The organism is Pelagibacterium nitratireducens, from assembly GCF_037044555.1.
Classification (GTDB): Bacteria; Pseudomonadota; Alphaproteobacteria; order Rhizobiales; family Devosiaceae; genus Pelagibacterium; species Pelagibacterium nitratireducens.
Map to the genome: position 1 here is coordinate 2,358,370 of NZ_CP146275.1, position 12,028 is coordinate 2,370,397.

Genomic DNA, 12,028 nt, shown 5'->3' on the forward strand with positions numbered 1-12,028 from the left:
TTGAGTGGCGAGGGCATAGGCGGCGAAGATTCGCCGGGCTGGACGGGTCGAGCATTGTCCGTGGCGGTGGTTGCGTCAATGCGCAGCCATCATTTGGCATCCTGTGTTGCCACGCTGCGCTTTTTGCGGCCACACGAACAGGGTAAAAGCACAACTGACTCGCCGGCACAGGACCAGACCCGCCCCTTGGACAGACTTTCGCGATATCTGCAGAGCCAGTTCTTTGCGCAGGCGCTTACCATTTTCGCGGCGGGGGGCGCGCTGATCTGGCTGATGCAGCTGTTGCGGCTGTTCGATCTGGTTTCGGCCAAGGGGCAGAATTTTCTCACCCTGATGGGCCAGAGCGGGCTGACGACGCCGACCTTTGCGCGCTCGATCCTTTATGTGTGTTTCGCCATCGGGCTGGTGCGGGGGTTGCGGGCGCTGCAATCGTCGCGCGAATTGCACACAATCCATGCCGGGCAGCGCACCGATGCGCTGTGGAAGGCGATCATTTCGTTTACGCTGGCCGGTGCGGCCATCGTGACGCTGGTCACAAATTATATCGAACCCCATTCACGGCGGATTTCGGCGGACTGGTCGGCCGAAATTGCCGCCGATGTGGTCGGAAGGGCACTGGTGCCGGGGCGGTTTACGGAAATCGAAGACGGGCTGGTGTTTTCGATTTCGGCGCGGCGGCGGGACGGAACGCTTGTCGATTTCTTTTTCGACGACACGACCAACGAAACCCGGCGGACCTATTTTGCCGAAACGGCATCGGTGTTTCAGGATGAAACCGGCTATCAGCTGATCCTCAACAATGGCGCCATCCAGTATGAAAGCGCCGAGCGGCAGGGTTTGAGCCAGATCCGGTTCGCCCAATACCATATAAGCCTTGCGAGCCTGATCGATGCGGCGTCGCGCGCCACGAGCGCGGCCCAGACCGACAGTTTCGGGCTGATGGCCAAGGTGCTGGAGGGCAGTGCGACGGGCGAAGAGATCAAGATGCTCAACGAGCGGTTCGCCGATACGCTACGGGCGCTGGCCATCTGCGCGCTGGCGGCGGCGTTCTGCGCCTATCCCGATGGCGGGCGCGGGCGGCGGCGGATGCCGATGGAACTGGTGATCCTGCTGGTGGCGTTTGCCGAGCAGGCGGTGAGCGCGTTCTCGGGCGGCGGGGGCCGCCATTTCATCGCGCCAAGCGTGATCCTTGCGTTCTCGCTGAGCCTGTTGTGGCTGCGCAGCCGGCGCGCCTTCATCTTTCCGCGCTGGAGGGTGGCACGATGAACCGGGTCGGACGCCTCGTTTGCATTCGGCTGGCGGCCCGGATCGGGCTGGTGGTGGGGATCTTTTTCGGCATCATCCTGCTTGTCGAATTTCTCGATACGGGACGGTTCAACCAGACGGCAGCGCTGGCCGGGCCGTGGACCTCGACGGGGCTGGCGTTTCTGAGCGCTTTGCGCTGGAGCCTTCTGGGGCTGCCGGTGACCGTTCTGATCGGGGCCATCGTGGGGCTGATCGATCTGCATTCGCACCGTGAGATGGTGATCATCAGTGCGTCGGGGCGCTCGATCTGGTCGACGATGCGCTGGCCGCTCCTGATGATCATCCTCTCGGGCGTGATCGTGACGACGGTGGTCGACAGTTTTGCAATCAGGATCTATCAGCAGCTCGACGCCGCACAGATCGGCTGGGGACGCGCCTATGGGGTGCAGAACCGGGAGACGTGGTTCAACCAGACCGGCGCGGATGGCGACTACATGCTCTATGCGCGCTCGGTGACGCAGGGCGGCACGCGCCTGCGGGACGTTTCGATATTGCGGCCGCAGCCCGAAGGCGGGGGCGGCACACGCATCCATGCGCGAATGGCCGAACTCGAGCCCGGATACTGGCGCATCACCGACGGGATGATCCTCGACATCGACCGGGCGCCGCGCGCCTTTTCCGAAATGACACTGGCTACGACCGCCACGGGGTCCGAGTTGAGCCTGCAACTGGGGACCGCCGAGGACATGTCGTGGTTCGATTTGCGAGCGGCCCTGCGCAATGGAATCGCCGACCCGTTCGCGCGGGCGGCGGCGGAGACGCGTTTTCAAAAACTCAATGCCGTTCCGTTCGTTCTTGCGGGTGCTTTGCTGATTGCGTTTGCCTTTACCGGCGGTTATCGAAGAACAGGGCATTATGGGTGGACCATCGTCTATGGAATCGTCCTGGGCCTGGTCGTGTTTGTAATCACGGAGATGGCTGACCGGGCCGGCTCGGCAGGCGTTCTCGACCCGATTGCGGCGGCGTGGGGCCCTGCCCTTGTCGCCATCGTGATCGGTCTGACCGTGATCCTGCGTAGAGAAGACGGGCGCGTTTGATGGACAAACCACCCCTGGGGGCAACATCGGTGCGGCGTGGCGCACTTTTGGCCAGCGTGCTGGCCACGGCGCTCGCGTTTGCGCCCGTGGCAAGTGCCCAGCAGCTCGTTCCCGCAGATTTCTTTTCGCGCATTCCCTCGGGCAGTGCCGGCGACATGGCGGTTTCGGCCGATACCATGGTGTTCGACTCGCGCGACGATACTGTCGTGGCGCAGGGCCGCGTGGGGATCAGCTTTCAGGGCTTTCGCGCATCGGCTGACCGGGCGATCTATTACCAGCGTTCGGGACGGGTCGAACTTGTCGGCAATGTCGCGGTGATCGATCCCGAAGGGATCGAATACGTCGCGGAACGGGTGGAGCTGGAAGACGGCTTCCGCGAAGGGTTCTTGCGCGCGCTGACCGTGGCGTTTCCCGATGGCAGCCGGTTTACGGCAGCCGAAACAAATTTCGACGAAGGCGTCGAGCGGGTTTACGTCGATGGCAGCTATGCGCCATGCGGCACCTGCATCGATGCGAACGGCAACCGGATCGGGTGGTCGGTCAAGGCGGCCCGGATCGTCACCGACGAAGCCGAGCAGGTTATCTATTTCGAGCAACCCTCACTGCAATTGCTGGGGGTTTCGGTGATCTCGCTGCCCTGGCTGACGTTACCGCAGGACGAAGGGGTCGAATTTCCGGTCCTGAGCTATAACGACCAATACGGTGTCGCGCTGTCCCTGCCCTTTTTCCGCTACCGGATGGCCAATGGCACGCTGGCCGTGACCCCGATAGCCTATTTCAATCAGGGACCGGGCGTGTCGGTCGACTGGCGGCAGACCGTGGGCGATCTGAGCTATTCGGTGAGTGCATCGGGGGTCTATCAGTTCAATCCCGGCGCCTATAGCGGGCTGGCCAACCGCAATCTGCGCGGGGCGGTGCAGACCAGCGGCACATTTACACCGACCGCCGCGTGGACGCTGGGGTGGTCCTACACCGCGTTTACCGATCCGGGCTATCTGCCCGATTACGACATCGACAGCGGAACGGCACGCAATCAGGTCTATGCCCAATATCTCGATGCCGACACCTATGCCGATATCCGGGTGCAGCAATTGGTACCGCTCGACAACCAGCCGAGCCAGGCGGTGTTCGAGGCGCGCCAGAACGAGCAGGCCCTGACCCATCCCAATGCGGTGGCCGATCACATTATCGATCTTGAAAACGGGGCCGGTCGGGTTGAACTGAGCAGCCGGCTTTTGGGGTTGACGCGGGCGCTCGACGATACGAGCCATGGCTTTGTGCACGGCTATGAGGGCCAATCGGTCCACGCCATGATGCAGGCGAGCTGGTCCAACCAGTATGTCGTGCCGGGCGGGCTTCTGGTTTCGCCTTATCTCGGGATGCGTGGCGATGCGGCGTCCTATGACGGGGCAAGTTCGCTGGCCGGCGCGCCGGCGGCGCAGAGCCTGTTTTCAGCGACCCCGATTGCCGCTCTCGACATCCGCTATCCGCTTCTGGCGCGGACCGTTGGCGCTGCGCACGTGATCGAACCGATTGCGCAACTGGTCTATCGCGACGGCGAAGCAGTGCCCGGCATCACCAACAATGACTCCCAGGGATTCGTTTTCGACGACACCAATCTTTTCAGCTTCAACCGCTTCTCGGGGGCCGACAGGCAGGAAACGGGATTGCGGGCCAATGTGGGCGGACAGTTCCAGACCAGTTTCGACAATGGCGGATGGCTGAGCGGGCTGATGGGGCAATCCTTCCACCTGGCCGGAGCCAATGGCTTTAACGCAACCGATGGCAGCACGGCGGGCATCGGCTCTGGGATGAACGCTGACGCCTCCTATGTCGTTGCCGGCGTGCAGGGCGGCTATGGCGGGCTGGCCGGCGGGGCAAAAATGCAACTGGACCCCGCGACCGGCGACATACCGCGTGTCCAGCTGTCGGCCTCGGGCGAAGCTGATGGCTACAAAGTCACCGGCGATTACGTGTTCATCGCGGGCCAGGCGGCGCTAAGCCAGCCGCAGGACCGGCACGAAGTTGGTTTGGGCGCCGAAGTGCCGGTGGCCGATTACTGGACGGCCAATGCCGGGGTGGCCTGGGATCTCGACGCCAATGAATGGCTGCAGGCGACAGCCGGGCTGACCTATGACGACACGTTTCTGGCCTATGGCGTGCAGACGCGGTGGACGGGGCCGACACACCGGACGGCGAACGACTTCCGGGTCGGGGTCACCTTCAGCCTGAGCGGGCCGGAAAATTCGGACGTCGTCGATCTCGATGGCGGGTTCTGAACTCAACCATAAAAGCCAATTCCATTCCGGACCGGAACGCTTTAAACAGAACGCCAATCGCAACTGCCGAATTTGGCCGCATTTGTGCTAGAGGACGGCTTTGGCTAAAAGACGCTTTTAGGGAGCGGAACACATGAGACAATGGCTCGTATTGAGAACCGCTGGCATCTGTCTGGCTCTGGGATTGGCTTTCATGGCGGCTGCGGTGCAGGCGCAGGGCGCGCGGGTGACCGTGGACGGCCAGCCGATAACCGACCAACAGATCAACGACCGCGCAAATCTGTTGCGCCTCGAAGGGCAAGGGTCGAGCAATTCGGCCCGGGTGCAGCTGGCAACGGACTCCCTGATCGACGATACGATCAAGCTGGCAGAAGCCTCGCGCCTCGGTATCAGCGTTTCCGATGAGCAGGTGGATTCCGCGTTTGCCAATATCGCGACCAACATGCGGTCGAGCGTTTCCAACCTCAACAGCATCCTGACGCAGAACGGGGTCAATCCCCAGAGCCTGCGCGACCGGCTCGAAGCGGCGATTGCCTGGCAGCAGGTGGTGTCCCAGGTGCTGCGTTCGCGCATCCAGCTTTCCGAACTCGATCTGGAGATGCAGGCGGCCGAACAGGTGACCCCGGCGCTGGGGTTTGACTATATCCTCAAGGAAGTGCTGTTCGTCATTCCGCAGGGGTCGGGCATTTCCGCCTCGCGCCGCACGGCAGAGGCCAACCAGTACCGCAGCCGCTACAATGGTTGCGACGCGGCTGTCGATCTGGCCATCCAGTATACCGATGCCGCGGTGCGCGATCTGGGCCGGCGGCACGCCACCCAGCTTCCCGAGGCCATTGCCAACGAATTGGCCGGGCTGACCGTGGGGCAGATTTCGAGCCCGCGTGTCGTCGAGAACGGCGTTTCGATGCTGGCGATCTGTGAAAAGGCCGAAGCGGAGGATCTGACCTTCCTGACCGAAGAGCTGCGCCAGGAAGCAGGCACGGACGCCTTGCAGGCGGAAGCCGAAGCCTATCTGGGCCGTTTGCGCTCCAGCGCTTCGATCATCCGCCGCTAGCAGGCGAGGAACCGTGACCCCGCTTGCGCTCACCATGGGCGAACCGGCCGGTATCGGTCCCGACCTGATCCTGCAACTCTACGCCGACCGGCGGTCCCTCGGGCTGCCGGTCTTTGCCGTTTACGGGCATGCCGGGTTCCTCGCGGCGCGAGCCGATCGGCTGGGCCTCGATATCGAAATCAGGGCGGTGGCGCCCCAAGATACGACGGCGACTTTCGAGAGCGCCCTGCCGGTGATCGATATTGCCGGGGACGTCGGGGACACGCCCGGCGAGCCTGATCCCAACACGGCGCCGGTTGTGGTGGGGGCCATTGCCCAGGCCGTCGAGGCCGTGCGGACCGGGATATTCCGTGGGATGGTTACGGCGCCCATCCACAAGGCGGCACTTTATGGGGCGGGGTTCGAATATCCCGGCCATACCGAGTTTCTGGCGGCGCTCTGTGCCGAGGACGATGCCGTCCCCCTGCCCGTGATGATGCTTGCCCATGACGATCTGCGCACGGTGCCGCTGACCATTCACATTCCGCTGGCCGAGGTTCCGGGACAGATCACGCACGAATTGATCCTTGAAACGATCCGGGTGATCGCGCGCGATCTTTCGGCGCGGTTCGGCATTGCCAAGCCCAGCATCGGGGTGGCGGGGCTCAACCCGCATGCGGGGGAAGACGGGATGATCGGGAGCGAAGAGGTCGATACGATCATTCCGGCACTGGCCGCCCTGCGCCGGGAGGGAATCGACGTGTTCGGACCGCTTTCCGCCGATACGCTTTTCTATCCACCGCACTGGCGCAATTATGATTGCGTGGTGGCGATGTATCACGATCAGGCGCTGATCCCGATCAAGACCGTGGCGTTCGATGCGGGGGTCAATGTGACGCTCGGGCTGCCGATCGTGCGCACATCGCCCGACCATGGCACTGCGTTCTCGCTGGCGGGCACGGGCAAGGCTTCGCACAATTCCATGCTGGCGGCGATACGGTTGGCGGACGCGATTTCATGAGTCAGATCGATGGTTTACCGCCGCTTCGTGAAGTGATCGCGGAGCATGACCTGCGCGCGAAAAAGGAGCTGGGGCAGAATTTCCTGCTCGATCTGAACCTGACGGCACGGATCGCGCGCAGCGCCGGCGATCTGACCGATGTCACGGTGATCGAGGTGGGTCCAGGACCCGGCGGGCTGACGCGGGCCTTGCTGGCGGCGGGGGCGAAAAAGGTCATCGCCATCGAGCGCGACGAGCGCACGCTGCCTGCGCTTGCCCAGATTGCCGAAGCCTATCGGGGGCGGTTGGAGGTGATTTCCGCCGATGCGCTGGAGGTCGACTACGGCGCGCTGGCCGAGGGGCGGACGAAAATCGTCGCCAATCTGCCCTATAATATCGCCACGCCGCTTCTGACCGGCTGGTTGTCTCAGGAGCCCTGGCCGGCGTGGTTCGAGAGCCTGACGCTGATGTTCCAGCGCGAAGTCGCCGAGCGGATCGTGGCAACGCCCGAGGACAAGGCTTATGGACGGCTGGGCGTTCTGTCGGGCTGGCGGGCCGATGCACGCATTGCCATGAACGTTGACCGGAATGCCTTTACGCCGCCGCCCAAAGTTACCTCGTCAGTTGTACACATTGTACCCAAGCCGGTTGAATCCGATGTTCCGGTGCGGGCTCTGGAGGAAGTGACGCGGCATGCCTTCGGGCAGCGTCGCAAGATGATAAGGCAGAGCATGAAGGGATTGGGCGTGCCGCTGGAGGCGCTGTTTGCCGCCGTGGGTCTCAAGGGTGACGAGCGGGCCGAGACGCTGCCGGTTTCGACCTATATTGCCTTGGCGCGGGACGTGGCGCGGCTGCGCGGTTAGCCCAGCGCGTCGATCTGAGCCTTCAGTTCATCGACAAAACCTTCGAGTCTTGTCTGGCGGCCGCGCTGGAGGCGGGCGCTGGCGAGGATGGAGCGGACCATCTGGACCGATTGTTCGAGGTCTTCATTGACCAGCACATAATCGTATTCCGAATAGTGTTCCATCTCCTTGCGGGCGTTGCGCAGGCGCTTTTCGATGGTGCCCTCGCTGTCCTGGGCGCGGCGTTCAAGACGGGCGCGCAACTCGGCAATCGAGGGGGGCAGAATAAAGACGGTGACCATGTCGTCCCGGCAGTTCTCGTAGAGCTGCAGGGTGCCCTGATAGTCGATATCGAACAGGATATCCTTGCCGGCCGAGAGGCGCTCTTCGACCTTTTCGCGGGGGGTGGCGTAGTAATTGCCGTGCACCTCGGCCCATTCGAGTAGTTCGCCGCGCTCGCGCATTTTCTCGAACGTGGGGACGTCGATGAAATGATAATGGGTGCCGTCGATCTCGTCGGTGCGGCGGGTGCGGGTGGTGATCGAAACCGAAAGGCGGATGTTGGGATCCTGAGCGAACAATTGCCGTGAGATCGAGGATTTTCCGGCCCCCGACGGCGAAGCGATCACCAGCATGACACCGCGGCGCGCAAAATCCATCATTGTCGTTTTCCCTGCCCTGCCCCGTCCGGCGTCTTCCGGATTACTCCAGATTCTGGACCTGCTCCCGTAACTGATCGATAGCCGCCTTGAGGTCAAGCCCGATGGCGGTCAGGCTCACATCATTGCTTTTCGAGCACAGCGTATTGGCCTCGCGGTTGAATTCCTGGCTGAGAAAATCGAGCTTTCGTCCGACCGGACCGCCCTTGCCCAAAAGATCGCGGGCGGCGGTGATGTGGGCGGTGAAGCGGTCGAGTTCCTCTGCGATGTCGGCCTTGGTGGCCAGAAGCGCCGCTTCCTGATGCAGGCGCTCTTCGGACAGACCCTTGTCGGCATCGCGCAGGGTGGCAACCTGATCGCGCAGACGGGCCAGAATTGCGTCGCGCGAGCGGGCCGGATGGGCCTGCGCGGTGTCGGCGAGAAAAGCGATTTCCTCGATGCGCTGGGCGATGATGGCGCCGATGCGTTCACCCTCGCCACGACGGGATTCGACAAGGGCCGTGAGGGCCACGCCAAGGCAATCGAGGACCGAAGCGTGGAGCCGTTCTTCCACATCGGGCGTCAGTTGCGGCTCTTCGGCCTCCATGATGCCCTTGAGGGCAAGGATGGCTTCGATCGAAGGCTTGCGGGCGTCGATGCGCTTTTCGAGGCTCTCGATCAAAGTGAGGACGCGATCAAGGGCGCGTTCATTGACGACGAGTTCGGTATCGGCGGCCTGGCGCTGAAGGTTGACGAAAATCGAGACCGAACCGCGCGCCAGCTTCTCGCCCACCATCCGGCGGATATCGCCATCGAGCACGTCGAGGCCGGGCGACAGGCGTGATCGGACATCGAGCCCGCGTCCGTTGACCGATTTGATTTCGACGAGAATGGAATAGCCGTCGCTCTGGGCGCTGGCGCGCCCGAAACCGGTCATCGAAGCGAGCGGGCTTGCCATCACTGCTGGCTTTCGGCTGCGGGTTCCTGGGCGGCCGGATCGCCCGCCTCGGCGGCTTGATCGGCCTCTATGGCGTCCATTTCGGCCTGCGCTTCGGCATCGGCGGCATCCTCGGCGGCCTGGCGCTCTATCTCGCGATAGGCGGCGACGTTCTGCTGATGCTCGGCATAGGTTTCGGCAAAGACGTGACCATCGGAGGGCACGGCGCCCTTGGCGACGAAATAGAGATAATCGTGTTCGTCGGGGTGGGCGACGGCACGCAGGGAATCGATGCCCGGATTGGCGATGGGGCCGGCGGGCAGACCGTCGATCTGGTAGGTGTTGTAGGGGGTGACCTGATCGATCTCCGAACGGCGCAGACCGCGCCCGAGCGCCCCCTGCCCGAGTGTAATGCCATAGATGATCGTGGGATCGGACTGGAGGCGCATGCCGACACGGAGCCGGTTGACGAACACAGCGGCGACCTGGGGCCGTTCGCTGGCCAGCCCGGTTTCGCGCTCGACGATGGAGGCGAGAATGACCAGATCGGCCGGGTCGTCGATGGGCAGATCCTCGTCGCGGCCTTCCCAGATTTCGGCCAGCGCCTCGTCCATGGCGGCGGTCATGGCGTCGATCACCGACTGACGGGTATCACCGCGGCGATAGGAATAGGCGCCGGGCAAGAGGCTGCCTTCGGGGGGCAGGACGTCGATGTTGCCGGTCAGGTCAGGGTCATCATTGACGCGTTCGACCACCTGCCAGGAGGTAAAGCCTTCCGGGACCACCACCTGATGCTGGATCGGGGTGCCTTCGGTCAGCTCCTGGATGATATCGAGCATCGATGCGTTGGCGGCGATGTTGAACTCGCCAGCGCGCAGATCGTCTCCGCGACGCAAAAGACGCGAGCCGTAATTGAAGACATCGGCGTTGGAAATGAACCCCTGTTCCTCAAGGCGCGAGGCAACCGTGCCAAGAACATTGCCGGATTCGACAACGAAGCTGCGGTCCTCATCGAACGGCCCGTCGGCGTTAAAAACCGTGACGCCATAGATGAACACGCCGGCGATGCCCAAAAGAGCGAGCAGAATAAGGGTCAGCAGGCCATTGAGGGCCTCGAAAAAGCCATTGGACGAGCGGCGGCGGTTCTTCTTCTTGCGGTCGGCCATGCGGTCGAGTTCACCCCCTTCAGTCTGGCGCGGGCCTTGGGCCCGTCATATCAAGGATAGTCTATGCGTGCGAATCCGCATGGGCCGCATGGTCATATGGGCCAAAAAATCGGGCGAAAACAAGGGTCAAATGGGGGATTGGGTCCGCTGACCCGGCATTTGCCGTCACCGCTGTCGGGGCATCGGAGAAGTAGCGGGTCCCCGGGTCAAGCCCGAGGACGACGAGGTAAAAAGCATTGGGCGCTAAGGCTAGCCGACCTTGGAAAAGATCAGGGATGCGTTGGTGCCGCCAAAGCCAAAGGAATTGGACAGCGCCACGTTGATTTCCTTTTTCACCGGCGTGTGCGGGGCCAAATTGATGACGGAGTTCACCGAGGGATTGTCGAGATTGATGGTCGGCGGCGCGATATTGTCGCGCATGGCCAGCAGCGAAAAGATCGCTTCGACAGCGCCGGCCGCGCCGAGCAGATGGCCGACGGCGGATTTCGTCGAACTCATCACTGCATTGGACGCGGCATCACCCAGAAGACGGGTGACAGCGCCCAGTTCGATTTCGTCGCCGAGGGGCGTGGATGTGCCATGGGCGTTGATGTAGTCGATTTCGGCTGGTGCAATACCGGCGCGCTTGAGGGCGGCGGACATGGCGCGGAAGCCGCCATTGCCATCCTCGGCGGGCGCGGTGATGTGGTGGGCATCGCCCGACAGGCCATAGCCGATCACTTCGCCATAGATATGGGCGCCGCGTGCCTTGGCGTGCTCGTATTCCTCGAGAACGACGATACCGGCGCCCTCGCCCATGACGAACCCGTCGCGGTCCTTGTCATAGGGACGCGAGCCCTTTTCCGGGGCATCGTTAAAGCCCGTGGACAGCGCGCGGCAGGCGGCAAAGCCGGCAAGCGAGAGGCGGTTGATCGGAGATTCGGCGCCGCCGGCCACCATCACGTCGGCATCGTCGAGCGCGATCAGGCGGGCCGCATCGCCGATGGCGTGGGCGCCGGTGGAACAGGCGGTGACCACCGAATGATTGGGACCTTTGAGGCCGTGCTCGATGGAAACGTAGCCGGATGCCAGATTGATGAGGCGGCCGGGAATAAAGAACGGGCTGATGCGGCGCGGGCCTTTTTCAGCCAAGGTGATCGAGGCATCGTAGATGCCGCCAACCCCGCCGATCCCCGAACCGATGAGAACGCCGCTGCGCTCCTGCTGTTCGAGGGTTTTTGCCTCATAGCCGGAATCGCAGAGGGCCTGGGTGGACGCCGCCATGGCAAAGACGATGAACGGATCGACCTTGCGCTGTTCCTTGAGCTCCATCCAATCATCGGGATTGAACTTGCCCTCGGCGGTGTCGCCCATTGGAATGCGGCAGGCGATCTGGCATGCCAGATCGCCAACCTCAAAGTCGGTAACACGCTGCGCGCCAGATCTGGACGCAAGAATATTGGACCAAACGGTTTCGTGACCAACGCCCAGAGGGCTGACGATACCGAGACCGGTGACGACGACGCGGCGCATTTTCATGGGCGTAAAGCTAACCGGCGAAGCCGATTATGCAGTTGCCTTGGTGAGGAAGGCGACGGCGTCACCGAAAGTCTGGATGGACTCGGCAGCGTCATCGGGGATTTCCACGCCGAATTCTTCTTCAAAGGCCATCACGAGTTCGACCTGATCGAGCGAATCCGCTCCCAGATCGTCCATGAAGCTGGCCTTTTCAGTGACCTTGTCGGCCTCGACGTTGAGATGCTCCACGACGATCTTACGGACGCGATCTTCGATGTCGCTCATAGTGTCTTC

Annotated in this window: 11 protein-coding genes; 6 read left to right on the forward strand and 5 right to left on the reverse strand. The window is 62.7% G+C overall.

All coding sequences use genetic code 11. The annotated features are described in order from the left end of the window. Nucleotides 1-186: 186 nt before the first annotated feature. The 6 genes from V6617_RS11735 (at nt 187) to rsmA (ending at nt 7,517) form a co-directional block, all read left to right on the forward strand. Nucleotides 187-1,266, forward strand: a complete 1,080-nt coding sequence (locus tag V6617_RS11735) for an LptF/LptG family permease (protein ID WP_338607151.1) — start codon at nt 187-189, stop codon at nt 1,264-1,266. Next, a complete protein-coding gene (locus tag V6617_RS11740; RefSeq protein WP_338607152.1) occupies nt 1,263-2,342 on the forward strand; it encodes an LptF/LptG family permease in 1,080 nt (359 codons plus the stop codon). The genes V6617_RS11735 and V6617_RS11740 overlap by 4 nt, the downstream gene beginning before the upstream one ends. Then, a complete protein-coding gene (locus tag V6617_RS11745) occupies nt 2,342-4,621 on the forward strand; it encodes an LPS-assembly protein LptD (protein WP_338607153.1) in 2,280 nt (759 codons plus the stop codon). The genes V6617_RS11740 and V6617_RS11745 overlap by 1 nt, the downstream gene beginning before the upstream one ends. Nucleotides 4,622-4,754: 133 nt before the next feature. Then, nucleotides 4,755-5,675 carry a peptidylprolyl isomerase gene (locus V6617_RS11750; RefSeq protein ID WP_338607154.1) on the forward strand — a complete coding sequence of 307 codons (921 nt, stop codon included), beginning with the start codon at nt 4,755-4,757 and terminating at the stop codon, nt 5,673-5,675. A gap of 34 nt (nt 5,676-5,709) precedes the next feature. Continuing rightward, entirely contained in the window at nt 5,710-6,675 is a 966-nt protein-coding gene (gene pdxA, locus V6617_RS11755) for a 4-hydroxythreonine-4-phosphate dehydrogenase PdxA (RefSeq protein WP_338610703.1), read from the forward strand. Beyond that, the gene (gene rsmA / locus V6617_RS11760) at nt 6,672-7,517 is read left to right on the forward strand and encodes a 16S rRNA (adenine(1518)-N(6)/adenine(1519)-N(6))-dimethyltransferase RsmA (protein WP_338607155.1); all 846 of its coding nucleotides are present in this window, start codon (nt 6,672-6,674) and stop codon (nt 7,515-7,517) included. The genes pdxA and rsmA overlap by 4 nt, the downstream gene beginning before the upstream one ends. Here rsmA and gmk read toward each other — a convergent pair. The 5 genes from gmk to V6617_RS11785 all read right to left on the reverse strand — a co-directional run bounded on the left by gmk (nt 7,514) and on the right by V6617_RS11785 (nt 12,019). Next, nucleotides 7,514-8,158: a guanylate kinase gene (gmk, locus tag V6617_RS11765; RefSeq protein ID WP_338607156.1), complete on the reverse strand. Its 645-nt coding sequence runs from the start codon at nt 8,156-8,158 to the stop codon at nt 7,514-7,516. The genes rsmA and gmk overlap by 4 nt on opposite strands. A gap of 40 nt (nt 8,159-8,198) precedes the next feature. Then, the gene (locus V6617_RS11770) at nt 8,199-9,092 is read right to left on the reverse strand and encodes a YicC/YloC family endoribonuclease (protein ID WP_338607157.1); all 894 of its coding nucleotides are present in this window, start codon (nt 9,090-9,092) and stop codon (nt 8,199-8,201) included. After that, a complete protein-coding gene (gene mltG / locus V6617_RS11775) occupies nt 9,092-10,237 on the reverse strand; it encodes an endolytic transglycosylase MltG (protein ID WP_338607158.1) in 1,146 nt (381 codons plus the stop codon). The genes V6617_RS11770 and mltG overlap by 1 nt, the downstream gene beginning before the upstream one ends. Before the next feature lie 249 nt (nt 10,238-10,486). Then, complete coding sequence (gene fabF, locus V6617_RS11780; RefSeq protein WP_338610704.1) at nt 10,487-11,749, reverse strand: beta-ketoacyl-ACP synthase II; 1,263 nt, start codon at nt 11,747-11,749, stop codon at nt 10,487-10,489. A 33-nt stretch (nt 11,750-11,782) separates the two neighbouring features. Further along, entirely contained in the window at nt 11,783-12,019 is a 237-nt protein-coding gene (locus V6617_RS11785) for an acyl carrier protein (RefSeq protein WP_090595791.1), read from the reverse strand. Between the last annotated feature and the right edge of the window lie 9 nt (nt 12,020-12,028).